Raw genomic sequence first — 24,707 nt, 5'->3', positions numbered from 1 at the left:
AGCGTCCGGGCGGCCCGGCGTGGTTCAGGGCTTCACCACGCTCCAGCGCTCGGCCGCGATGTCCTGGCACTTGTAGAGGGTGACCTTGCCCTGGTTGGCGTCGGGGGCCAGCAGGCACAGATGGTTCGCCTCGTTGCGGTACCGGATGGTCCCGTCCGCGTAGGACTCCGCCAGCCAGCGCTGCCCGGCCCCGGCGACCCCGCGGGCGTCGTCACACACCTGCAGCACGGCATCCGTTTGCGTGGTGGCATGCTCATCCCGGCTGCCCAGGCACCAGTTGTCGCCGTTCACGCTCTGGATCCGGACCAGGTTGTCGTCCTGGCCGACCCGCTGGATGTTCCAGCCGTAGTACTGCCGCTCGTAGGCCAGCCAGAAGATCCACCACCACCTGGGCGGTGTGGGCCTGGTGGCGACCTCGGTCCCGGAGACCTTGCCGGCCCGCCACAGCCGGCCACCGAGGAACGAGGATTCGATCCGTACGTTCTCCGTGGTCGTCTGCCACTTCGCGGGGACGGCGGTGGGGCTGTCCCACCAGCGCTGGGCGGGGCTCTCGGTGCACGGTGCCGCAGTCACCGTCGTGCCGGACGGGGTCAGGCAGAGCCCGGGGGCGGCCACGTTCTGCCAGCGCTGCGGCCCGCCGTTGTCCTCGTTCCATCCCGGGTCGTCCTCGAGGTGGCTGAGCGTCCACTGCGCGCGCGGGTCGTCACACTTGCCGGCGACGATCCGGGAGGACACATCCCGGCGGGCGTCCGGCGCGATGCTGATGCAGTCACCTGTGCCGACGTTCTGGATGTAGTGGGTCAGCGCGGCGGTGGTGTACATCTGGAAGGTCTGGTTGCTGTCATAGCGGGCATTGCCGACCGCGATCGAGCGGTCCGGGTTTTCCTGCAGCAGACGGCCGTTCGGTGCGGCCAGCACGGTGCTGTAGGCATGGGAGCGGACCGGCGCCCGGGCCGGTGGGGGCGTGCGGGTGAAGGACACGGGCACGTGGTCGGAGCCGGCGCCCCCGGGGCGGATCGCGGTGAACCCTCCCGGCACGCCGCGTGTGATCGCGTAGTCAAGCTCGCTCGGGCGGTCGCCGTTGATGAACGTCGGCTGACGGGTGCGCAGCAGGGTCTCGTCGGCGCGCAGATGCAGCGACTGGTTGCGGGCGTCGTCGTCAGTGCGGTTGAAAATGTTGACGTTGAAGTCCCCGACCAGGACCCAGTTGCGGCGGTCCCTGGCCGCGAAGTCGCGGACCTGGTCGAGCAACCCGGGGCGGTTGCCCTGCCGGTTCACGTCCTCACCGCGAGCGTGCATGTTCCAGTACCAGGTGTTCCCGAACCGCAGGCCGAGCAAGGGGCGTGCCCGGTAACGGTTGTTCGGGGCGTTCGGGTCGGGGTCGTAGCTCGGGTTGTCGAGGACGCGGACCTCATCGGCCCGGGAATCGGTGACCGTCGCCAGGTTCATCTGCCCGCCGTTCCAGGTGTCCTGGTCCGTAACGCCGACCCGGCGAGGGTCGGACTGCAGGTAGTACACGTAGCGGGTGACGTTGTTGCCCAGAGGCCAGGCGACGAACGTGACGGAACTGGGCTGGGGGTCGCGGTTCGGAGTGAGCCGGATGTGCCGGAAGTTCTCCCGGGTTTCGTCCGCCGGCATGGGTGGCCCGGCGCCGACCTCCTGCAACGCCACCACCGCGTGGTTCGCGGCCAGTGGCTCGATCTCCGACCGCCAGGCCTGTCCGTTGTCGGAGCCGTGCATGTTGTACGTGGCGAACGGCGAACTGCCGTCGCTGTTCACCGCTTGCGCGGCCGGGGCGGTCAGCGTCACGTCCGTGGCCAGCGCCGCCAGTCCGGTCAGGACTGCGACTACGGTGGTGATCAACCGCCGGGGTCGTCGTGGCGTCCTCGGATGGTGATGTCCTCTCAATGATCCAGCCTCTCCCGTCGGCCCCGGGGGCGGTGATCCGGGGGCTGCCACCGCCTCGGGGCACCCGTGGCGGTATCGAGCTGTGTGCCGGCAGCAGACGGGCCGGTGATGGCCCCGTCCGCTGTCGTACGGGTGGTGCGCGGGCCGCCGATCAAGCAGTGGCCGGCCCGCCGAACCGAGTAAAACGGAGCCCGGCCGCGTGCGGTCCACGTCCTGATCGATATCCGGCCCTCCCGGCGCGCTCCGGCTCGTAGCGGTCGTCAGACGGCTGGCCAGTGAGAACGTGCGTACGAAATCGGCGCTGCCCGGCATGGCAAGCCCGGTGCCGCATCCTCGGCTCGTCCCGGCAAGGCGACCGGACCTGGCGACTTCCCGCCCCGGGCCGGGTCTTCGCGCGGCGAGCCAATCTTGTCCGTATCCGGGCGAGGTCCGAGGTGCGCGGAAATGCCGCAGGGGGAGGGCTTGGTTCGTGCACTGGTGCGCTGCGGGCGGCGGCGGGGGAGCCGTCCGTCACATTTTGAAGCGAGTGATCCAAAACGTGCTAACGTCCCATCCGGGGGTGCGGCTGGCCATCGCCACCCTCATTTTGAAGCGCTCGATACAAAATGGAGGGGAACCATGCCACTCGCCGTCTACGTGCTGGGGCTCGGCATCTTCACTCAAGGCACCTCCGAGTTCATGCTCTCGGGCCTGCTTCCCGGGATGGCCGCTGACCTCGGGGTTTCGATTCCTCAAGCCGGGCTGCTCATCTCGGCCTTCGCCATCGGCATGGTCGTCGGCGCGCCCCTGCTCGCCGTCGCCACCCTCAACCTGCCCCGCCGCACCGCCCTCGTCGGGCTCCAGGCCGTGTTCGTGGCCGCGCACATCGCGGGCGCACTCGCTCCCGGCTACCACTTCCTCTTCGCGACCCGCATCGTCAGCGCCCTTGCCTACGCCGGGTTCTGGGGCGTCGCCGTCGCCACCGCCGTCACGCTCGTACCCGAGAGCGCCAAGAGCCGGGCCGTCGCCGTCGTCGCGGGCGGTCTCACTCTCGCCACCATCGTCGGTGTCCCGGCAGGTACTGTCCTGAGCCAGCACGCCAGTTGGCGCGCCGCCTTCTGGGCCGTGGCCGTGGCGACCGTGGCCAGTCTCGTCTGCACCCTCATCGCCGTCCGAGCGGATCACTGCACGCCCGGTGACGCGCCCCGCTCGGTGCGGGCGGAGCTGCGCGGCATGGCCCGGCCGCAGCTCTGGCTCTCGTACGCCATCACCGCCTTCACCTTCGGCGCGGTCATCGTGACCTTCAGCTACCTCGCGCCGCTGCTGACCGACGTCACCGGCATCGGCGAGCAGTGGGTGCCCGGGTTGCTGGCCCTGTTCGGCGCCGGCGGTCTGCTCGGTCTCGTCATCGGCGGGCGCACTGCGCACAGCCGTCCGCTCGCGACCCTCGGCTGGGGGCTCGGTGCGCTGGCCGCGGTCTCCGTGCTCCTCGCCCTTGCCGCGCACAGCGCGATCGCCGTCACCGCTCTAGTGTTCCTGCTCGGCATCGCCGGGTACGTCACCAACCCGGCGCTGCAGTCGCGGGTCTTCGCGCTCGCGCCCGATGCCCCCACCCTCGTCGGCGCGACCAACACCGCCGCCTTCAACGTCGGCAACACCGTGGCTCCGCTCCTCGGCGGCCTCGCGATCGACGCCGGCCTCGGGTTCACCTCCGTCGCCTGGGTCGGTGCCGGCCTCGCCGCCGCCGGATTCGCGGGCGTACTCGCGGCCGTACGCATGCGACGGAACGCTTCCGCGCCGGCCGGGTCCCTTGAGCCCGGCACTCGGGCCGTGGTCTGACCGCCGGGGCCGGCGACTTCGCCGGGCAGGGCATGGTGCACGCTGACGCCGTCATGGAGCGGCTGCTGGTGAACGGACATCGAGCACCAGTCGCAGTCGCAGTCGCTGTACGAGGCGGTGCGCGCCGAGCCGACACTCGTCCACCCATCCGCCCGTCCACCCGTCAGGTATTTTGTACGGCTGTTACAAAACGTCTAGGGTGGGCGCATGGCCAGGCCACGGCAGTTCGACGAGGACCGCGTCATCAGCGCGGCCATGGAAACCTTCTGGCGCCAGGGCTACGAGGGGACCTCCACCCGCGACCTGTCCGAGAGCACCGGGCTCGGACCGTCCAGCCTCTACAACACCTTCGGCGGCAAGCGGCAGCTGTATCTGCGCGCCCTGGAGCGCTACTACGACACCGCCACCACCGAGCAAGTCGAACTCCTCCTGACCGGGCCCGGGACCGGTCAGGAGCGGCTGCGCGCGCTGATGACGCACGCCATCGACGCCGATGTTGCCGCGGACGGGGCCGGTGGTACGGACGGGCCGCGTGGCTGCTTCGCGATCAGTGCGGCGATCGAGGCCGCGGCGCTGGACCCGGACGTACGGAAGGTCGTGCGGCGCACCTTCGACCGCGTCGAGGACGCGATCCACACGCTCGTCGCCGAGGGTCAGGCCGCCGGGGAGATCCGTACCGGCACTGATGCCCGCACCCTCGCCCGTCAGATTCTGAGTTCGTACTACGGGCTGCGGGTCCTGGCGCGCGTCCACGAACAGCGGGACCTGCTGTTCGCGACCGCGCTGGCCACCCTCGACTCGCTGCGGCCGCGCTGAATCTCCGCTCCTCGGCACGGGACCCGGCCCGAGTGCCGTGGCGGGCTGTCGCCGCCGGTGCTCGGATGCCGGGCAGTCAGGAGGGCTGGACTTGGTCGAAGAGGACGAGGGCTTCGGCAGGGTCGGGGCTGACAAGGCGTTCCAGGCCGTCCGCCGTGATCTGCGCCCACCCAGCGGCCCGTGCCCACATCCGTTCCTCGAAGGCGCGGAGGGCCTCATCCAGATCTCCAGGGGCGGTGGCGATGGACTCGGCGAGTTCGGCGCCTTCGAGCATCGCGAGGTTCGCGCCCGCCCCCAAGGGCGGCATCAGATGGGCGGCGTCGCCCAGGAGCGTCACCCCGGAGACGTGGGCCCAGGTGTGGGACACGGGCAGGACGTAGAGGGGGCGGTGAATGAACGTGGCGCCCTGGTGGAGGAGGTCGAGGACGGGGGCGGCCCAGCCGTCGTACAGAGCCAGCAGGCTCGATCGCACGGCCTCGGCATCGGACAGGTCCACATTCGCGTGCCAGTCCAGGGGCGCGCGGAACTGGGCGTTGACCTTGACGTGGCCGCCGCTGTTGCGCTGGGCGACGAGAGCTCGGTTCACGCCGTACACAGCCAGGGAACCGTCGCCGATCAACCGGGCGAGGTCAGGATGGCGGGTGTCGACGTCGTCGAGGGAGGTCTCGACCAAGGTGACGCCGGTGTAGTGCGGCGTCACGGACGAGACCGCCGGACGGACCCGGGACCAGGCGCCGTCCGCGCCTATCACGAGGTCGAACGCCTCCTGTCGCCCGTCCGCGAAGTGGACCAGTGCGCCCTCCCGGGTCCCCGGCACCACCTGCGTCACGTCCCGCCCCCACTGGACGTCGAGAGGGCCGAGCAGCAGGTCACGCAGCTGCCCACGGTCGATCTCGGGATTGGCCAGGTCATCGGGACCGGGCCGCCAGTCGCGCAGGACGGTCCCGTCCGTGTCCAGGATGCACATGGCCTGCCCCTCCGGGCGAGCCAGCGCCTGGAACTCGGCCAGCAGCCCCGCCTTCTCCAGCGCGAGCTGGCCCAGCCCTTCGTGCAGGTCCAGCGTGCCGCCCGGAGGCCGGGCATCGGGGGAGGGGTCGCGTTCGAAGACGGCGACGGCGTAGCCATGACGATGCAGGACGCGAGCGAAGGTAAGTCCGGCAGGCCCGCTCCCGACCACGGCGATGCGCTGAGGCGCGCCGGCGTGCGGAGACGGGGCAGGCAGTCCATGCGATGTCGTATGCATGCCCACACCGTGCCAGGTGCTGCTAAGCCCCGCCCTAGTCTTCGCTGGCGACGAACACGGCCCCCTCCATCTGCGAGCCGTGCCGCCGACGCCCACCAGCCTGTCTCGTAGACACCCCAAGGCCTGGAAAATGACGAACCCGGATGCCTCATCTGCACCCCACCCGGGCCGGCGACGCCGTGGTGCTGCAGTCGCGCCTCGGCGCTCATCCGATCGCCCTTTCCGCTCGACTTGGACAAGGCAGCGCCGTATGGGTGCCTCGGCCGGGCCGGGTCCGGCTGAGGATGAGCGGGGCCTCGCCCAGTAGGCCGTCTTCAATCCAGAAGCGGTGGGCGGACAGGACCGTGCCCAGAGCCTGGTTCATGGCAGCCTGCTGCGAATCACAAAGTTCCACGGGAAGACGGTAGTCAGCGGCCACATCCGCTGCGGTCGCCCGGCGCCGGAGCGCCTGCTGCCAGTAGTCTCCGCCGAACGGATCCATCCCGCTGCTCCAGCCTCCCGCCCGGGGCGCTGCTCCTCGGCCCCCGACGCCGTGGCGTGCTTGCGAGAATGCTTGATGCTTGTGTGGCTAAGAGCTGCTGGAGAGCGAAAGCAGCGACATCAAGCCGCCATTGCACCGTCGCAAACCCGCCGGAGTGAGTGTTGCCCCGATGCCCCTGACGCTGGCTGACGGGGGTGGTGAGCTTAGAGGGGAGGGGGCGATCTGCAGTGAGGGGAGGCGAGGCTAGGGGGTGTGGGAAATAGTGTCTTTGTCGAGAAGATGTGGTTTGCCGCACTTTCGACAAGTGAAGAAAACGGCTGACTCCCCGAGACAAAGACCCAGGTCGGTAAGTGTGCTCCCCGCACCCGCGGGGATGATCCCGGGATCGGCCCCGCCGGAGCGATCGATCAGGCGTGCTCCCCGCACCCGCGGGGATGATCCCCAGGCAATGTGCATGGCGGCTTCGGCGAGGCCGTGCTCCCCGCACCCGCGGGGATGATCCCCGCAAACCGAGTGGGAAAAGAAGGAACTCGGCGTGCTCCCCGCACCCGCGGGGATGATCCCGAGCTCGGCCACGTGCTGCGGCATCCGACGGGGTGCTCCCCGCACCCGCGGGGATGATCCCCGCGCCGGGCCCCAGGCCCGCAAGGATCCTTGTGCTCCCCACACCCGCGGGGATGATCCCTACGTCAAGCCGTCCTTAACCACGAAATCCTGGTGCTCCCCGCACCCGCGGGGATAGTCCCAAGCTGTTCTCCGTTGCGGCATAGGGGAGCACGATGGAACGGGACTCAGGGGACCCGCCCAACGTCGTGAGCGCTCCAAGCTCAGCTCGGTCCCCGGACAGTGCGCTGGGCTGCACCTCACGCAAGCGTGGCACGGAAGGCGAGGCCTCCGTTCGTGACGGGCATGATCTCTACTGCGGTTACGCGCGGCCCTCGGCATGCGAGATCTGCTGCGCCTGTTTAGGCACCTTGGCTACAGTGAGCGAGCGGGGTGCCGACCGGGGTCCCCGAACTTCTCCCCGTCTCCCCGGGGTTGATCCTTGTGTCTGTGGAGGCCGGTGCCTGCTCCCCGCATGTGCGGGGATCGATTACCGCGGCTGCCAGGCTTCGTGGGGCATGCGCAACTGTGTCTGTGGAGGCCGCTGAAACTTCACACGAGAGCCTCAACTCCCTTGATGAGAAAGGGCAATACGGCAGCAAGTGCTGTGGCACCATGAGGTGCGGCAGCGCCTGGGTGAACGACGAGCACGTGGCGTCAATGGTTCTGCCTGTGCTTCGAAAGTCAGGCCGAGCCCGTGTCACCCTTCAAAGAGCCACGGGCCCGGCCTCCATCCGCACTCTGGAGGAGATGCGAATGCCTCAGATCCTACCTTTGACGAGCCATCTGGTCATCACTGACCAGCCGTCGCGGTCGTGGCTGCTCCCCACCCTCGTTGCCACCCTCTCCGCCGGAGCGGGCTCGCAGCTGACCGTTGACGCCGGCATCCGCGTCGTCGTGGTCGTCGTCATTTTGTTCGTCATTGTGAGCGGCCCGCTCCTGCGGGCGGTCACGACGAAGTGATGTACAAGTCAACTCTGTCGTGCTGAAACGCGAGCGGGCTTCTGGCGCTGTTCGAGCATCAGACACCAGAAGCCCGCTGGGTCGGCCGACCGACACACCCAGCGCTCCTTTGGGGGACCTGTTGCGCCAGACCGCTCCGCACTGGAGCGCAAACCTCACTCCCGCAGCGCGCACCGTGTGGGCTAAGCACACCGTGCGGGCTAAGCATGATGAGAAGTCTCAGCGATGGCTTCCGCTGGCGCGGCACATGGCCGACGCCGCCGCAATGGCCGGCCGTTTGTGGGACGAGTGGATTCCGGAGAACGTTCGGCGGTTGGTTGCCGAGAGCCTGCCCGGCGGTGAGCAGGATGCGCGCCTGCTGGCCGTTTGGCTGGCGGCTGTTCACGATGTAGGGAAGGCCACACCGGCGTTCGCGTGCCAGGTCGATGGTCCCGCGGGCCGGATGCGCGATGCCGGATTGGAGATGCCGACCCGGAAGCAGTTCGGGGACGAACGGCGCCGCGCACCGCATGCCATGGCAGGTCAGGTCATCCTTGAGGAGTGGCTGGAGCGGCAAGGATGGTCGCCACGCTCGGCCACGACCTTCGCCGGCCCGGTGGGCGGTCACCACGGAGTCCTCCCCGGGCACGACCAGCTGGCGTACCTGCGCCAGCACACGGAACTGCTCCGCACACCGGGCCCCGGTGAGCATCTCTGGGGTGATGTCCAGACCGAATTGCTGGATGCGAGCGCGGAGGAATACAGCATCCGGGGCCGTCTCTCCGACTGGCGAACGGTTAAGCTTCCGCAGCCCGTTCAGGTGGTGCTGTCCGCCGTCGTCATCCTCGCGGACTGGATCGCCAGCAACTCGGACCTGTTTTTCCTCTACCCCGAGGATGAACCCCGCTCCGATGCCGACCGCATCGAGTCGGCATGGCGCGGCCTTGACCTGCCGCCGCCTTGGTCTCCTTGCTTGCCGACTGCTCCGGCACGAGAGCTCTTCACCCACCGCTTCGGTCTCCGGAGCCCTCGTCCCCTCCAGGAGGAAGCCGTCCGTCTCGCGCGAGAGGCGGAGCGGCCCGGCCTGGTCATCATCGAGGCTCCTATGGGGGAAGGAAAGACCGAGACCGCCTTTGCGGTGGCCGAGATCTTTGCCGCACGCACAAAGGCGGGGGGCTGCTTGGTCGCCCTGCCGACACGCGCGACGGCGAATGCGATGTACGGACGGTTGCGCGGCTGGCTGGCAGAGCTCCCCAAGGTCGAAGCCGACAAGCACCCCTGGAGCGTATCGCTGGCCCATTCCAAAGCCTTCCTGGACAGGGATTTCGCATCCGACATGCGTGCCGGCGCCCGCACCATCGCCGCGGTCGATCTCGACGGACTGGTCGAGTCCGTCCGCTCCACCCGGAGCGATCACTACGCAACGGCCACCGTGCTGGCCGCCCACCAGTGGCTCCGCGGGCGCAAGAAGAACCTGCTGGCCTCATTCGTTGTCGGAACCATCGACCAGTTGCTCTACGCCGGTTTGAAGAGCAGGCACCTGGTGCTCCGCCACCTCGCCCTCGCCGGCAAAGTCGTGATCATCGATGAGGTCCACGCCTACGACGCGTACATGGGGGAGTACCTGGATCGTGTGCTGTCCTGGCTGGGCGAGTACAAGGTCCCGGTCGTGATGTTGTCGGCCACCCTGCCCGCGGCCCGTCGGCAGGCGCTGGCGGAAGCGTACGCTGGCACCGGCACGAGCGCCGCCGATCAGCGTCCGGAGCTGTCGGAGACAACCGCCTACCCGTTGATCAGCGTCATCACCCCCGGGCAGGCAACCGCTCTGGCCGCTCCAGCAGCCGCCGCAGACCGCCGCACGTCGATCACCCTGGAACAACTCGACGATGAACCGGCCGCCTTGGCGGACCGCCTGGAGGCCGAACTGACCGACGGCGGTTGCGCACTGGTGGTCCGGAACACCGTGGACCGCGTGCTGCAAACAGCGGAGGTTCTGCGGGAGCGCTTCGGCCCTGCCGCGGTGACCGTGGCGCACTCCCGGTTCACCGACCTGGACCGAGCCCGCAAGGACAGTGGCCTCGTCGCCCGCTTCGGGCCCTCGGGCCGGCGCCCGGAGGGACGGCATATCGTCGTGGCCAGCCAGGTGGCCGAGCAGTCTCTTGACATCGACTTCGACATCCTCGTGACCGATCTCGCCCCGGTCGACCTTCTCCTTCAGCGCATGGGACGGTTGCATCGGCACCTCCGCGGAGAAGGACAGTCCCAGCGGCCGCCCCGGCTGCGCGCCGCACGCTGCCTGGTCACCGGAGTGGACTGGCAGACAAGTCCTCCCAACCCGACGGGCGGCTCGACGGCCGTGTACGGGAAGCACACGCTGATGCGCTCACTCGCCGTGCTGCGCCCGCACTGGTCCGACCGACCCGTCGTACTGCCCGAGCACATCAGCCCCTTGGTACAGGCGGCGTACGGGAACGAAGACATTGATGTGCCGGGCGACTGGACCGAGCCCATGGCAGCCGCCCGGGCCGAGCACGAGTCGGCCGTTGCGAAGCAGCGCCGTGCCGCACAGACCTTCCTGATCGAGACGACGCGCAAACCTGGACGTTCCTTGATCGGATGGATGGACGCGGGTGTCGGCGACACCGATGACACCAGAGCCGGCCGGGCTCAGGTCCGTGACAGTGACGAGAGCCTCGAAGTCCTCGTCATCCAGCGGCGCAGCGACGGCACGTACACCACACTGCCCTGGCTGGAGGACGGGCTCGGCGGCTTGGAAGTTCCTGTCGACGCTGTGCCCCCTGTCCGCACGGCCCGCGCCGTCGCGGGGAGCGCGCTGCGCCTCCCTTACCACTTCTCCAAGCAGTGGGTGATCGACAAGGCGATCGACGAGTTGGAACGGTTCGGTCCCGAAGCATGGCAGGTCAAAGAGAACCCCCTGCTCGCGGAGCAACTGATCCTCGTCCTTGACGAGCAGTGTCGGGCCCGGCTGGCAGGCTACGAACTCCACTACAGCCAGGCTGACGGACTGGAAGTGACACCGGAAGGCGCCAAGGATGTGAAGGTGGTGAAGGGCATTCCCGGATTTGATCTGGTCTCCCGACCATGGCTGCCTGTCCAGTTATGTGACGGAGCTGTGACGGAGTTGTCCTTGAAGGAGGTGTTCGCCCAGGCAGCCGATGTCAGGCGCCTGGCTGGAGATCTGCCGACTCAGGAGTTCGCGCTGATGCGTCTCCTACTCGCGGTTCTTCACGACGCTGTGGACGGTCCCGAGGACATCGACGCGTGGCAGGAGCTCAGTGAGAGTGACGCACCGTTCGCTGCCGTCGGCCCCTACCTCGATCGGCACCGCGACAGGTTCGACCTGCTGCACCCGACACAGCCGTTCTTCCAGGTGGCCGGACTGCGCACGCAGAAGGACGAGGTGGCGTCCCTCAATCGAATCGTTGCCGACGTGCCCAACGGAGATCCGTTCTTTACGATGCGCCAGCCCGGCGTCGACCGGCTGTCCTTCGCCGAGGCCGCCCGGTGGTTGGTCCACGCTCACGCTTTTGACACGTCGGGCATCAAGTCCGGCGCGGTCGGAGACTCCCGGGTCAAGGGGGGCAAGGGCTATCCGCAGGGAGTGGGATGGGCCGGAAACCTGGGCGGCGTGTTCGCGGAGGGGGATACCCTTCAGCAGACGCTTCTGCTCAATCTGGTGGCATCCGACAGCTATGCGGTCACTGTTGACAAGGACGACAGGCCCGCCTGGCGACGTGAGCCCTGCGGTCCGGGCGTGCAGGACGACCTGGAGTCAAGGCCCACCGGCCCTCGCGACCTCTACACCTGGCAGTCACGCCGCATCCTTCTCCATCACGACAGCCAGGGCGTGTACGGCGTCGTCCTCGCCTACGGTGACCCGCTCCCCGCGTCCGGAGCGCACACACGGGAGCCGATGAGCGGATGGCGCCGCAGCAAACCGCAGGAGAAGAAGCTGGGACTCTCACCGGTCTACATGCCGAAAGAACACGACCCCGCCCGCTCTGCCTGGCGATCATTGGCTGCACTGGTGACGTCCAATCCAGAGGAGTGGATCACGCAGAACCGTGAACCTGCGGACTACCTTCGCGCCGGAGTGTTGAAGTGGATCGCGGAGCTCATGCGTGACCGGCTGCTGTCCCGGGACATGCTCATCCGACCCCGCCTGATCGGAGCCAAGTACGGCACCCAGCAGTCCGTCATCGACGAGGTGGTCGACGACGGAGTGACCATGTCGGTGGTCCTGCTCCATGAGCACGACCAGCGGCTCGCACGTGCCGCGGTAGGAGCGGTGGAGGACAGCGACGCTGCCGTTAAGGCCCTGGGATTCCTGGCCGCCGATGTGGCCAGGACGGCGGGCAGGGACACGGAGGCGCCCCAGCAATCGGCCCGTGACCTGGGCTTTGGTCTGCTCGACGGGCCCTACCGGCAGTGGCTCATCGGGCTGGACGGTTCACAGACTCCGGCAGAGGCCCGGATGGAGTGGCAGCGAACGGCATACCGCATCGTTCGCCGCGCCGCCGCTGATCTGCTGACCGGTACCGGTGAGACGGGGTGGCTGGAACGTGCCGCGGCGGAGCACGCCTTCCATGTACGACTGTCCCGGGCGTTGCCTCTCCGCTGTCCGGATCGGTCCGACGAGTCGGGCTCGGCAGGCAGCAGCGTCGACACCAGCGAGGAGAAACCTCAATGACCGACATCGTGCCGCAGGCGGCCTCGACCGCCGTGTCGCAAGGCCGGCAATGCACGCTCCGCGTGGCGGTCGACCAGCACATCCGGCAGTTGCAGAACGGCTACTTCCTCGACCATGCGCACGCTGTTCAGGCACTTGCACGCCTGCGCAGAGGAATCGGTCGGCCGGCCACGGAACTCCCCGACCTGTGGGGGCTGGTGGGCGTGGAGCAGTACTACGCGTCAGGGCCCGGAGCACGCCGCCCTATAGAGGAGGCGCTGCGGGCAGAGAGCGCCGCGCACATTGCCGTCACCCTTTGGGCCCTGCACCAGCAGTCCAATCGGTCCAAGCGCATGCATGTCGACGGTGGGCCGTCCGTGGGCACGGCGGTACGGCGCCTGATGTCGGGAAATCCCGACCGGGACGAGCCGTTCCGTAAGCGGCTGGTGCGGGCCGGGACCGCGACGAACCTGGATGTGCTGACCCAGCGGCTGCGGGAGATCGTCGTACTGCTGCGCAAGGCCGAGATCCCGCTCGACTACGGCCTGCTCGCGGAGCAACTGGACCAGTGGCAGCGGTCCGGCGGCCCTTCGGATGTCCGCCGGGCATGGGGGCGGAGCTTTCACGGGTATCGCCCGGCCAAGAGCTCCGGGGAGAACGAGGACGCTGCCGGACAAGTCGACACCACCACGCACGAGATGAAGGAAGACGAGTGAGCCGTACGATTCTCGATATTCACATCCTGCAAACGGTGCCGCCGAGCAACTTGAACAGAGATGACACGGGATCTCCCAAAAGTGCAGTGTACGGAGGCGTACGTCGGGCCCGGGTCTCCAGCCAGGCGTGGAAGCGGGCGACCCGCCAGGCCTTCAGGGAGCTGCTCGACCCGTCCGATCTGGGCGTGCGGACGAAAAGGGTGGTCGAAGCCCTGACGGAGCGGATCACGGAGCGGGAAAAGTCACTGATCGCCGAGGACGTGTGGCCGATGGCCGCAGAGGTCGTCCAAGCGGCCACCGGAGCCAAGATCGAGGTCAAGGCACGGAAATCTTCCGGGAAGGACGGCAGGAGCGAGGACGCTGCCGAGCCGCAGGCACCGCAGTCCTCGTACCTTCTCTTCCTCAGCGCCCACCAGCTCGACGGACTGGCGGACATCGCCATCGAGGGCCTCGGCAAGAAGGCCGACCCGAAAGTGTTCGTCAAGGACAGGGAAGTGAAAGCGAGGGCGAAGCAGTGCGCGGCTACCCGTCACTCCGCCGATGTCGCCCTCTTCGGCCGGATGGTGGCCGACATGGCCGACATCAACGTCGATGCCGCGGCCCAGGTCGCCCACGCGATCAGCGTGCACGCCGTGGACATGGAAACTGACTACTTCACTGCGGTCGACGACCGGACAAGCGATGCCGAACCGGGCGCCGGCATGATCGGCACGGTCGACTTCAACTCGGCCACGCTCTACCGCTACGCGGCCGTGGACGTCGACCTGCTGACGAAGAATCTGGACGCCGGACTCGCCGAAGGGGAGCGTTCCGGAGAGCCGGTCCGGCGGGCGGTCGAGGCCTTCGTCGAAGGATTCACCCTGTCCATGCCCACCGGCAAGGTCAACACGTTCGGCAACCACACCCTGCCGGATGCGGTGATCGTCAAACTGCGTTCGTCCCGCCCGGTCAGCTTCGTCGGGGCGTTTGAGGAGGCTGTGACCCACGGGGCGGCCGATGGTCATATCCGAGCCGCCTGTCGCGCCCTGGCGGAGCACATTCCCGCAGTCGAAAACGCCTTTGGTGCGCCCGCGGACCACACCTGGGTCGTACGGGCCGGCGCGCAGACCGAAGACCTTGCCCCGCTCGGGGCGGAGGTGAACCTCCGACGGCTCGTCACCGAGGTGGGCGAGGCCGTCGCGGCCCGGCTGAGGAAGCGTTGATGAGTGTCTTGGTACTACGGCTGGCGGGGCCCTTGCAGTCGTGGGGCTCATCCGCCCGCTTCGCCCGTCGCACCACCGAGACGGCACCGACCAAGAGCGGAGTGATCGGCCTGCTGGCGGCAGCGCTCGGCAGGGGCAGGACGGATGCCGTGAACGACCTCGCCGAGCTGCGGTTCGCTGTGCGGATCGACCAGCGCGGCACAAGGCTGCGGGATTTCCACACCGCACACCACGCGGAGACCGGCAAGGCCATGCCGGTCTCGGAGCGCTTCTACCTGGCCGATGCCGTCTTCGTCGCAGCGCTGGCCGGCGACAGCCACCTGATCCGGTCCCTGGACCGCGCTGTGCAAGCCCCTGCGTACCTGCCCTATCTCGGACGCCGGTCCTGCCCGCCGCAGGGACCGGTCGAGCTCGGCATACGTGAGGGGGACGATCCGGTCAGGGCCCTGCGGGGCGAGCCATGGCGCGCAGCCGAGTTCCACCAGCGGGCGCGTTGGAGGGAAAGCACGGTCCATCTCACGGTGCTGGCGGATTCCAGCACCGGAGGAACTCTGGGTACCGCTCTCAGGGATCAGCCGCTGTCCTTTGACCCGGCCCACCGACGTTATGCCCTCCGCAACGTCGATTCGACCACTGTGGCGGTCACCAACCCGCACCACCGCCCCGAGCGAAAACTGCGGCGCGGAGACGAACCGCCCGTCCCCGGGCACGCTCCGGAGTCCTTGCTCAGCGAATTGCGGCCGACCTCCTTCTCGCCTTCGACGGACGGTCATCCATGCACCTGACACGATTCCGGATCAACACCGCGCGTCTCGGCGCCCGTGGCCTGCTCTCCTCTCCGCAACGCATGCATGCGGCGGTGATGTCCTCCTTCGCCGGCATCCTGCCCAGCGAAGGAGAGAGCTCGCGGATCCTGTGGCGGGTCGACCGTAATTCCCGGGCAGAAGTCCTGCTCTACATTGTGAGTGCCGACCGCCCGGACCTTACCCACCTGGTCGAGCAGGCCGGCTGGCCGACGACGGCCGGGTGGCAGACGTACGACTACAAGACCTTCCTCGACGGTCTCACCGAAGGCAGCACCTGGGCCTTCCGGCTCACAGCCAACCCCGTCCACCACGTGCGGCGCACACCTGAGGAGCCCCGCAAGCGGACAGCACACCTCACCCCGCGCCACCAGATCGGCTGGCTGCTCGAGCGGCAGGAGAGATCCGGCTTCCGAGTACTGGAGACTCCGGCCGACAGGCAGCTGCCTCACGGATCGAACGAACACCAGCTGACGGTGCGGGACGAGCAACGCCACCGTTTCGACAAGAAGGAGCTGAGCACCGGCCACGCCAATCGCGTCGCACTGGTGACCGTGACCTTCGACGGCCGCCTGGAGGTGACCGACCCGGCGGCCATGCGCCGCACACTGACGCTGGGGCTCGGAAAAGCGAAGGCGTACGGGTGCGGTTTGATGACGCTCGCCAAGGTCGGGTGAGCCGTCATGGCCACGATTTCCCAGCGCCCCGGCTCCTCACCACGTCAACTGACCCGTGCGGCGGACCGCGTCTCCTTCATCTACCTGGAACGGTGCACTGTCCACCGCGACGCCAATGCCATCACAGCGGAAGATGCGGACGGTACCAGCCACATCCCCTCCGCCACCATCGGGACTCTGCTTCTCGGTCCCGGCACGCGCATCACTCACCAGGCGATGAGCGTGCTCGGGGACAGCGGGGCAGCAGTGGCATGGGTAGGGGAGCACGGCGTCCGCTACTACGCGGGCGGGCGGTCCCTCAGCCGCTCCGCAGCCTTGCTGGAGGCCCAAGCCACCTGCTGGGCCAACCGCCGCACACGGCTGGAGGTGGCGCGGGCCATGTACCGGATGAGATTCCCCGACGAAGACCCCTCCAGCCTCACCCGGCACGAACTCCTCGGCCGGGAAGGACGCCGCCTGAAGGACTGCTACCGTCGACAGGCAGAACTGACCGGAGTCCCCTGGCACGGTCGTCGCTACGTGCCGGGAGACTTCGCCGCCGGCGATGCGGTCAATCAGGCCATTACGGCCGCCGCACAGTGCATGTACGGCGTCACCCATGCGGTGGTCACCGCATTGGGTTGCTCTCCCGGCCTCGGCTTCGTCCACTCCGGCCACGAACTGTCCTTCGTCCTGGACGTGGCCGACCTCTACAAAACCGAGGTCGGAATTCCCGTGGCCTTCGAAGTCGCCGCGGAGAGCGAGGAAGACGTGGGAGCGCGAACGCGCCGGGCATTGCGGGACAGAATTAACAAAGGACGTCTCCTCGACCGATGCGTTGCCGACATCAGACACCTACTCCTGCCGTACGCGACAGTGGACGAAGCTGCACCGGGTGCCGACCTAGACCGCGTACTCCTCCAGTCGGACCGCTCCCTTGAGGTGCCGGCCGGCCGTAACTACGGGGACGAGGTGTCCTGGTGACGGTCATCGTGCTCACCCAGTGCCCGGTGGGCCTGCGAGGTTTCCTCACCCGCTGGTTGTTCGAGATCTCACCAGGCGTCTTCGTCGGCAACCCGCCGGCACGCATCCGCGAAGAGCTCTGGTCGGAAGTCAAACAGTACGCAGGCCAGGGTCGAGCCCTGCTCACCTTCACCACGGACAGCGAACAAGGCTTCGCCTTCGCAACACACGACCACAAATGGCGTCCTGTCGACCACGAGGGACTCACCTTGATCCATCGTCCGAACGACCGCGTGGGGGCGGCGACAGCACAGACGAAGGGGTGGAGCAAGGCGGCGAAGCGGCGCCGCTTCGGCAACCGCTGAGGAGAACCTGGTCGATTGCCTGAAGCCACGGAAGCGGACGCGACGTGGGCTGCGCCGCGCTGGAGCCCCACGATCCGGGAGCGGTCCCCGGGCGGCATATGCCAGGGCGGGTAACTTGGTCACCCCCGTGCGTGGTGGAAGGATCCGCTTCAAGAACCGCTCCTTGGAGCGGGCGGGGCAATGCTTGCAAGGTTGCCTGGCTGCGAGCTGCTGCACCTTTCGTCACTGCATACCCGCTGGAGTGGGTGTTGCCCCGATGGCCTGAGTCTGGCTGAGGAGGTGTGGATGGTGGCGCCTTGGCCGAGAAGGTGCGGTTTGCCGGATTCTCGACAAGTGAAGAAAATGACTGTCTTCCCGAGACAAAAGCCCAGGTCGGGAAGTGTGCTCCCCGCGCCCGCGGGGATGGTCCCGGCAGCATCAGGAGCACGAGCAGCAGCAGACCGTGCTCCCCGCGCCCGCGGGGATGGTCCTCCGGGAGTTGGCGGGGGTCGGCCCCAGCACCCGTGCTCCCCGCGCCCGCGGGGATGGTCCCGCCATTCCGGTGATGGTCCGGGATCAGTTCCTGTGCTCCCCGCGCCCGCGGGGATGGTCCCTCCACGCGCGCCCTGCGCACGGTGGACACCCCGTGCTCCCCGCGCCCGCGGGGATGGTCCCGGGTTGGTGGAGCAGTGGGAGAAGGAGGTCCGGTGCTCCCCGCGCCCGCAGGGATGGTCCCTTGCTCAGCCGTACATCCCCCGCACCTTCCGAGTGCTCCCCGCGCCCGCGGGGATGGTCCCCGTTGTCAGCCCACCCCGGGACCGGCCGAGGGCCTGGCGCGCTTGCGAGCGGCCCGGATCTTCCAGTTCGTCCCCGTCTGCGGCCCCTTTTTGCGGGCACCGGCCGCGTGCTGGTGGGCCCGGTTGACCGTGGAGTCGACGGAGATGGTCCACTCCACCCGGCCTACCGCGTCGTCGTGGACTTGGACGTGTTCCAGCAGCTTCGCCTAGGTCCCGTCCGCTTCCCAGCGGGCGAACCGCTCGTAGACGGTCTGCCAAGGCCCGTAACGCCCGGGCAGATCGCGCCACGGAGCCCCGGTCCGTAGCCGCCACAGCACCCCGTCGATCACCTGCCGGTGATCACGCCACGGACGACCACGCCCATCCAACCGCGGCAACAGGGCTCTATCGTCCTTGCTGCTTTGCGGAGGGCCAGCGCCCGCGCACGTGCCAGCGGCTGCCACCGGGCCCGTAGTCGTGTGTCGATCAGTGCTGCGTGTGGGGGAGGGCTTGGCCCGTGCCGCTGCCTTGAGAGCCGTCCACTGCTGGGCCGTGCGCAGGGACAGGCCCGGCTCCCATCCGCCACCGCCTGCTGGGAGGCGTTCGCTCACCTGTGCAGCGCGGCCGGCTGCTGCTCGAGCCCTATCCCGTTCACCATGACGCTCCATCGGCCGGGCAGCCCTCACGACGGTCTTTCATGCATCATGGCGCCGGGCGGATGGAATGCCGGTCCTCCTGCCACGAGGCGCGGGGATGTGGTTGGGGCACGGGCCGGGCCGACGCGCATCCGCGACCGGGGCGGCGGCCCTGGGCGCCGAGGGCTCACGCGATCAGCAGGGCTCGGTCCCAGCCCGTTGCCGGTGCTGTGCCCGTTGCGAAGGTGCGCAGGGCGAGGGCTGTGCCGGCCGCGCCGGTCAGGAATCCGGTGCGGTCGGTTATCTGGCTGCGCGGCAGGGACGGGTGCCGCAGTCCGAACGGTTCGTCGGGAGCGGCCCGGCTGGTGATGCGCCGGGCGAGCCAGGGCAAGAGGTCGTGCAGGCGGGGGTCCCCCGTGTCGTGGGCCATGCGCCAGGTGATCTGCAGGACGCCGCCCCAGCCGTGGCACAGCCCCGGATCCGCCTGCTCCTCGCACTCCTCCTCCCGCTGTGCCCGGGCGAGTTCCGAGTGGAAGCCGGCAAGGGCCGTGTTCCGCCACTGCGGTACGTCCAGGGCCCGGCCGGCGAGGTACAGCGCCCGGCAGACGCCCACCGCCCCGTAGCACCAGGCCGGGCGGTCGGGGCCGTCATCGGTGGCCACGGTGGTGCCGCTCGCCGGGTGCAGGACGAGTGCCCTGGGCCAGCGGGTGCCGCGCTCGTCGTGGACACGGATGTCGGTCAGCCAGCCGGCGAGCGTGTGCATGGCCGCTTCGTGGCCGGGGACCACGACGCCTTGTTCCCAGGCCAGGGCGAGCAGGGCGAGCGGCCCTGGTGCCCCGTGCGCGAGCCCGGCGTTGGCGTGCCCGGCTTCGGGCGTGGTGCGGGGATAGCCGGATCCGGGGCCCTGGGCGGTCCACCAGCCCGGCAGTGTGCGGCCGCCTTTCAGGCGTACGGGCACGGTCAGCGCCACCAGGGCGGTGAGCACGTCGGCGAGCGCGTCGCGGCCCGGGGCATCGTCGAGCAGCTGGGCGCCGAGGCCGGTGAGCCCGGATACGACGTCGTAGGCGGCCATGGTCACGCACTCGCTGTCCCCGGGCCGGCGTCGCAGTTCCCGGGCGGCCACCTCACGGGCGTAGCGGCGCAGCTGGGCGCCGAGCTGTTCGGCGGCCCGTAGGGGACGGCCGACGGCCGCCGCCGCGCGGGACAGGACGAAGGAGAGCGCGGGCACGCCGTAGTAGAGGCTGGGCCTGGGGGCGGCGGAGGGTGCTGTCGCGGCGCGTGCCGTCGCCTCGGCCAGCCAGCGGTGCGCGGTGCGCATCGCCTCGCTGTCGGTGTGCCCGCTGTCGGTGTGCCCGCGGTCGGTGTGCCCGCGGTCGGTGTGCCCGCGGTCGGTGTGCCCGCCTTCGCTGTGCCCGCGTTCGAGGTGCAGCAGGGCGATGCCGGGCAGGCCCTCGCTGAGGGTCAGGTCCTGCCAGGCAGGCCGGGACGCGGGGTGGTGCGCCGCGACCCGCCATGGGTCGGCGAGCCGCTCCGCGATGCCGGCGGCCAGAGCCTCGGCTGCGCCGCGGGCCGTCATACGCCCGCCTTTACCCGGCCGAGGTGCGCCCGCAAGGCGGCGCGGGCCAGGGCCAGTGACTGCCGTTCGGCGGTGCGGCCGGTGCCCGCGAGCCGGTTGTGGTGCATGTGCAACAGAGAGGCCAGCGCGCGTTCCTGCCCGCCCCAGCGCTCAGCCGGGGGCAGGTCGCGCAGCAGCTGCCCGTACGAGGCCACGGCGGCGGCACGGCGGTCCCAGATCCGCAGCAGTTCGGCTCCGCCGGGGTGGTGCTCCAGGGCCTGCCAGCGGCCGTCGGCGTCGAGGAGGCGGCGGGCGGGCTCCCGCAGGGTGGTGGGCGCGTCGTCGTGGCCGGGCGCGCCGGCCTCGCCCAGGAGACGGAGCGCGCCGTCGGGCCGGCCGAGGAACCGGTGGTGGAGGTCGATGTAGTTCGCGGCCGCCAGGAGCCGGGCGTCGAGGGAGAGGGTGCCCGCGCGCAGCAGGGCGAGCTGCTCCAGGCAGGCCCTGCTGTCGGCGTCGAAGGCCGCTTCGGCCGCCGCCATGGCCGACGGGCCGCCGTAGCGTTCGAGCTCGGGGTCGTAGGTGTCCAGGGCGAGCCGTCCGCACAGCCCCTGGCCGGCGAGGCGCGCCGCCCACTTCCCCAGGTGCGGCAGCAGCCGCCCGCCGAGGTCGGCGGGCTCTCCGTGGAAGCGCAGGCGCAGATGGGGGTCGGGGTCGGCGTAGCGCAGGTAGAACCAGCGGGTGCCGGACTCGTCCAGCAGGCCGGGCAGATGGGTGGTCAGGATGTCATCCTGGCGCTCCGGCGAGCAGTAGAGCTTGGCGTACAGCCAGCGGGAGCCGGGGTGGTGGGCGGCAGCGGCCCGCCGGCGCGGCGGGATGGCGAGCGGTTCCCGGGCCACCTCGGGAGCGGCCGTGCGGACCATGGGGAAGGCGATCTCGGTACGGTGTCCGGCGGACCAGCCGCTGCCGTACTCCTCGTCCCACGGCGCCTCTTGCAGGTGCGCCGTGGGCCGGCGCCGCCACTCGTGCCGGAGCAGTTCCAGGTGCGCGTCGGAGGTCAGGTCGAGGGTGAGGCGCTGGTCGCGGTGGACCGCCGTGACCCGGTCGGGCACGTCCGCGCGCTCGCGCCAGGCGGTGAACAGCCGCCGCCACTCGGCCGGGCCGGTGGCCGGGTCGCCGACGGCCGCGGGCAGGTCCGGGTCGGCCGGGTACCAGCGGGCCGGGGCCAGAACGGAGCGGCCCGAGCGCACGCGGGGCAGATACGGCAGGGCGGCCGCCGCGCCCCAGTCCCAGACGGGCAGCGCCGACTCCCCGGAGCGGGGCAGCTCGGCCAGGAAACGGGCCACCCCCGGAGCGTTGCCGCGCAGGCTGAGCATGCTCGGCATGGTGGGGACGACCTCGACGGCCAGCGCGGCCGAGACCAGGGCGAGCCGGTCCGTCGTCGCCACCACGGCCAGGTCGTCCAGGCCCAGGGCGTACGGCGACGCCCGGTCGGCGAAGGCCGCCACCGTGATGACGTGGTCCGTCCAGCGGGGGACGCGGCTCACATTGGCGGCCCGGCCGGCGAGCGTGCGGAAGGTCAGCTGGGCGCGGACGGCGCGCGGGTCGCGCGCGGGGACGGAGCGCAGCACGTCCCCGAAGCGCCGGGCCTCTTCGCCCAGGGCGGGCGCGAAACGCCCGGCGACGGCGCCCGCGACGGCCGAGACGGCGCCGACCAGCAGCCGGAACCGGCCCTCGGCCATGGCCTCGAGAGACGCCGCGCGCACCTCGGCCACCAGGTCGAAGGAGGAAGGCGGCGCGAACCGCGTCCCTTCGGCGGCGCCCCGGTCGTCCCGAGACGGGCGGCCGGCCCCGGTCAGGCGGGCCACGCGCGCGTCGTCCAGGACGAGCTCGCGTTCCCCGGCCGCGGCCGCCTCCTGTGCCCAGGCCAGCAGCAGCCGGTCGCGGTCATCGAGGCCCTCCGCGCCGGGCAGGAACCGGGACGCCGGTGCGTGGTACTCCTCGGGGACACCCAGGCCCCGCTCGGCGTCGAGCAGCTCGGTCACCGGGACGGCGCGCCCCGTTCCGTAACGCTCCAGGAACCGGATGTGGTACGCGCGCAGATGCCGTGGGCCGGGCCGCGCGGCGGCCAGGGTCGCCAGGACACCGGCGGTACGTTCCGCCTCGGCCCGTACGGCCTCGGGCAGCCGGGCCGTGACGTCCAGCCGGAGATCGGCCTGCACCAGCCGCTCGGCCGGGTGCGCCCGGCGCATGCGCGCCTCGGCCAAGGCGAGGGCGGCCCGGCCCCGGCCCGGGGCCTGCGTCGCGTAACCGGCCAGCTCCCGCTCGACGAGCGCCAGGTCCCGCAGGACGTCCCGGCTCCGTACGGACAGGCCCTCCCCGGCGCGCGCCGCCAGGCGAAGGACATGGGCCAGCGGGTCGCTGTCGTCCATGGGCGGGTGCAGCTCCGTGAGCAGCACCCCGCGCCGGACCAGTTCGGTGAGCATCGCCTGGACGGTCTCCCCGGCCACGGCCGGGAAGTCCTGCATCATCCGCCGGACGAGCTCGGGCCAGGGCACGGGGGTACGGGCGAGCTCCAGCGCCCGCCGTACGGCCGCCGTGCGGCGCACGGTGATCTCCCGTACCACCGGCCGCCGCAGGGGGACGCCCGCCGGTACGGGGACGAAGCCCAGCACCAGCCGGTCGCCGCGCACCGTGCACAGGTCGTTGGCCGTCACCCGCAGGGCCGCCAGGACGCCCTGATCCTCCTCCAGGCGGCTGACGACCGCGGTGAGCCAGCCCATATCGGCCCGCACGGACTTGGTGTGCCGCTCGCCCCAGCGGAATTCCGGGCGCCGCGCGAAGCCCGCGGTCGCCACGCCGGCCATGAGGCCGAAGGGGGTGGCCCGCTCGCTCATCCGCAGCGCGTAACGCGCCAAGGCCCTCTCGGCGCGGCGCTCCTCCTTGGCCGTCAGGGGCGCGCCGGCCGCCGCCTTGTCCAGCACGGCGGACAGCGACGGGCTGGCGAGGGCGACGGCCTCGCGCAGCAGCCCGTCCGCGGCGGCCCGCCGCGGGGACGGTGTCCCCGCCGGGTCCGGGGCCGCGTCCACCGGCCGTATCGCCGCTCTCAGGAGCACCACGTCGGCGCAGGCATAGCCGCCGTTCGTCTCGTTCGCCGACCTCATCACCGATACCTTTTCTCCGCTGCAGCTGGTCACCGTTTACGTGCGTGCGTGCCGTACGGGCGGGGGCTTGCCCCGCCCGTACGGCGTCCACCGAGGTGGGTCAGCAGATGCAGCCCGTGCCCGTGTGGCACTCGTTGCTGGTGACCAGAGCCGCCCCCGCCTCGCCGGTCACACCCTCGAGGGCCGACGCCGAGATCTCTTCCACGTCCAGGTCGAACAGGTCGTCCATGGCGATTTCCTCTCTCGCATTCCTTTGCACCGCGCCCTGGTGGAGCGGTGGAAGACCATGCTGGGCCGAGCCGTTCAACAGGCGGTCAACGAATGCCAAAGGACGGTGGGTGGTGCTGTTGAGTACGCGGAGTTGACGCTGTCCATGCAGCCGTACTTGTCCGCCGCGTACGCGCGGGAGGTGGTGATGCCGGCGACCGGGCGGGTCGTAGATGCCCCAGGAGGGGCCATCCCTCGGCGACGCGGGGCTACGGCGGAGGCCCCAGGGCACACACCTCGCGGTGGCCGAACGTCGGCGGAGTGGTGTGCGGGAGGTCCGATCCGCTGCGACACCACGGACAGTGCCCCGACAGCGGCAGTCGACGGGGCCGGCGGCAGCGGATAGGGCAACGCCGAGGACGGACATACGAACGAGCTCTGCACGCGGCCCGGCCTTCGCTGTGTTGTGGGCCGGTCGCCTTGACCCTACGAACGGCCTGAGGACGAGCTGGCGGAGCAGGATCGGTCTTGCGGTGGCGGACGACTGCCCGGGATGCCGTCCGTCCGCCGTGACGAGAGCCGGGCGACAGGGCCTGCGAGGAGGCGGTCCGTTGGGCCATCTCATCCTAGCCGGAGGGGAACGGAACGATGGTTCCGCTTCATGGTTCCCGGCTAGGTCGTCACCGTACCCCCGTAGCAGGTACCGGCGAGCAGGCCGCTCAGGGACTCCGGATCATGCGGGCCGTCGGAGATCTCCCCCTCCCCACGGATGCACTGCGCTCCTGGTGGGCCAGACCTCCGGCGGGGGCGCTGGGGGCAGCGGGGCGGGTCAGTAGCGGAAACGCGCCTCGTCACCTTCGATGTACAGGAGGAATTCACTTACGGGCCCGGCTGGTGACAGCAGGGTCAAGTTCTCCGCGATCAGGTCGTATGCGGCGTCGAACTGGTCGAAGTCGTCCGCTTCGAGGAGGGCCAGGACCTCGTCGAACCACGGCCGCACTTCCTCGTAGACGGGTTCGGCGGCGAAGCGGCCCACCAGCCAGGGGAGGTCTGAGGTCTCCACCGTGATCGTGCCGACGAGCGTGTCACCGCGCAGGAGCAGCCAGACGTCGTGCCCTGCGACGTCACACTCCGCGGATGTGCGTGCGGGACTCACAACGTGCCAAGGGTTTCAGGCAGTCTCTCTGT

At 70.0% G+C, this 24,707-nt stretch carries 16 protein-coding genes, 1 pseudogene and 2 CRISPR repeat arrays; of the genes and pseudogenes, 10 read left to right on the top strand and 7 right to left on the bottom strand.

Translation table 11 applies throughout. The features are described from left to right. Positions 1–24 precede the first annotated feature (24 nt). Positions 25–1,863, bottom strand: coding sequence for a ricin-type beta-trefoil lectin domain protein (locus ACSNOH_RS05060; RefSeq protein ID WP_436719961.1), 1,839 nt, complete (start codon positions 1,861–1,863; stop codon positions 25–27). A gap of 663 nt (positions 1,864–2,526) precedes the next feature. On the opposite strand from ACSNOH_RS05060, the gene ACSNOH_RS05055 reads away from it, so the two are divergent. Beyond that, complete coding sequence (locus ACSNOH_RS05055) at positions 2,527–3,726, top strand: Cmx/CmrA family chloramphenicol efflux MFS transporter (RefSeq protein ID WP_436719960.1); 1,200 nt, start codon at positions 2,527–2,529, stop codon at positions 3,724–3,726. Positions 3,727–3,933: 207 nt separating this feature from the next. Beyond that, positions 3,934–4,542 (top strand): TetR/AcrR family transcriptional regulator, encoded by a 609-nt coding sequence (locus ACSNOH_RS05050; RefSeq protein ID WP_436719959.1) that lies wholly within the window; start codon positions 3,934–3,936, stop codon positions 4,540–4,542. Between the two features lie 76 nt (positions 4,543–4,618). Here ACSNOH_RS05050 and ACSNOH_RS05045 read toward each other — a convergent pair whose 3' ends face one another. Beyond that, positions 4,619–5,719: an FAD-dependent oxidoreductase gene (locus tag ACSNOH_RS05045; protein ID WP_436719967.1), complete on the bottom strand. Its 1,101-nt coding sequence runs from the start codon at positions 5,717–5,719 to the stop codon at positions 4,619–4,621. 899 nt (positions 5,720–6,618) lie between these two features. Next, positions 6,619–7,012: a CRISPR direct-repeat array (repeat unit 29 nt; unit sequence GTGCTCCCCGCACCCGCGGGGATGATCCC). 613 nt (positions 7,013–7,625) lie between these two features. On the opposite strand from ACSNOH_RS05045, the gene ACSNOH_RS05040 reads away from it, so the two are divergent. The 8 genes from ACSNOH_RS05040 (at position 7,626) to cas2e (ending at position 17,206) form a co-directional block, all read left to right on the top strand. After that, the gene (locus ACSNOH_RS05040; RefSeq protein ID WP_436719958.1) at positions 7,626–7,832 is read left to right on the top strand and encodes a hypothetical protein; all 207 of its coding nucleotides are present in this window, start codon (positions 7,626–7,628) and stop codon (positions 7,830–7,832) included. A 247-nt stretch (positions 7,833–8,079) separates the two neighbouring features. Then, the gene (casA, locus tag ACSNOH_RS05035; RefSeq protein ID WP_436719957.1) at positions 8,080–12,522 is read left to right on the top strand and encodes a type I-E CRISPR-associated protein Cse1/CasA; all 4,443 of its coding nucleotides are present in this window, start codon (positions 8,080–8,082) and stop codon (positions 12,520–12,522) included. Continuing rightward, positions 12,519–13,217, top strand: coding sequence for a type I-E CRISPR-associated protein Cse2/CasB (gene casB / locus ACSNOH_RS05030; RefSeq protein ID WP_436719956.1), 699 nt, complete (start codon positions 12,519–12,521; stop codon positions 13,215–13,217). The genes casA and casB overlap by 4 nt, the downstream gene beginning before the upstream one ends. After that, complete coding sequence (cas7e, locus tag ACSNOH_RS05025; RefSeq protein WP_436719955.1) at positions 13,214–14,419, top strand: type I-E CRISPR-associated protein Cas7/Cse4/CasC; 1,206 nt, start codon at positions 13,214–13,216, stop codon at positions 14,417–14,419. The genes casB and cas7e overlap by 4 nt, the downstream gene beginning before the upstream one ends. Continuing rightward, positions 14,419–15,204, top strand: a complete 786-nt coding sequence (gene cas5e / locus ACSNOH_RS05020; RefSeq protein ID WP_436719954.1) for a type I-E CRISPR-associated protein Cas5/CasD — start codon at positions 14,419–14,421, stop codon at positions 15,202–15,204. Before cas7e ends, cas5e begins: the two co-directional genes overlap by 1 nt. Beyond that, a complete protein-coding gene (gene cas6e, locus ACSNOH_RS05015; protein ID WP_436719953.1) occupies positions 15,195–15,899 on the top strand; it encodes a type I-E CRISPR-associated protein Cas6/Cse3/CasE in 705 nt (234 codons plus the stop codon). The genes cas5e and cas6e overlap by 10 nt, the downstream gene beginning before the upstream one ends. Positions 15,900–15,905: 6 nt before the next feature. After that, positions 15,906–16,862, top strand: coding sequence for a type I-E CRISPR-associated endonuclease Cas1e (cas1e, locus tag ACSNOH_RS05010; RefSeq protein ID WP_436719952.1), 957 nt, complete (start codon positions 15,906–15,908; stop codon positions 16,860–16,862). Continuing rightward, positions 16,859–17,206, top strand: a complete 348-nt coding sequence (cas2e, locus tag ACSNOH_RS05005) for a type I-E CRISPR-associated endoribonuclease Cas2e (protein ID WP_436719951.1) — start codon at positions 16,859–16,861, stop codon at positions 17,204–17,206. The genes cas1e and cas2e overlap by 4 nt, the downstream gene beginning before the upstream one ends. Before the next feature lie 381 nt (positions 17,207–17,587). Then, positions 17,588–17,982: direct repeats of the CRISPR family, unit length 29 nt; unit sequence GTGCTCCCCGCGCCCGCGGGGATGGTCCC. Here the strand turns inward: cas2e and ACSNOH_RS05000 are convergent. The 5 genes and pseudogenes from ACSNOH_RS05000 to ACSNOH_RS04980 all read right to left on the bottom strand — a co-directional run. After that, positions 17,983–18,362 (bottom strand): annotated as a pseudogene (locus tag ACSNOH_RS05000) (IS5 family transposase); the annotation flags it as partial. Between the two features lie 421 nt (positions 18,363–18,783). After that, entirely contained in the window at positions 18,784–20,172 is a 1,389-nt protein-coding gene (locus tag ACSNOH_RS04995) for a lanthionine synthetase C family protein (RefSeq protein ID WP_436719950.1), read from the bottom strand. Then, positions 20,169–23,312, bottom strand: coding sequence for a lantibiotic dehydratase (locus ACSNOH_RS04990; protein WP_436719949.1), 3,144 nt, complete (start codon positions 23,310–23,312; stop codon positions 20,169–20,171). The genes ACSNOH_RS04995 and ACSNOH_RS04990 overlap by 4 nt, the downstream gene beginning before the upstream one ends. Before the next feature lie 100 nt (positions 23,313–23,412). After that, positions 23,413–23,541, bottom strand: coding sequence for a hypothetical protein (locus ACSNOH_RS04985; protein WP_436719948.1), 129 nt, complete (start codon positions 23,539–23,541; stop codon positions 23,413–23,415). 807 nt (positions 23,542–24,348) lie between these two features. Next, a complete protein-coding gene (locus tag ACSNOH_RS04980) occupies positions 24,349–24,675 on the bottom strand; it encodes a hypothetical protein (protein ID WP_436719947.1) in 327 nt (108 codons plus the stop codon). Positions 24,676–24,707: the final 32 nt, after the last annotated feature.

It is taken from the genome of Streptomyces sp. URMC 127 (assembly GCF_051386535.1).
GTDB lineage: Bacteria > Actinomycetota > Actinomycetes > Streptomycetales > Streptomycetaceae > Streptomyces.
The sequence above is the reverse complement of the archived record's forward strand: the minus strand, read 5'-3'. Positions and strand labels throughout refer to the sequence as shown.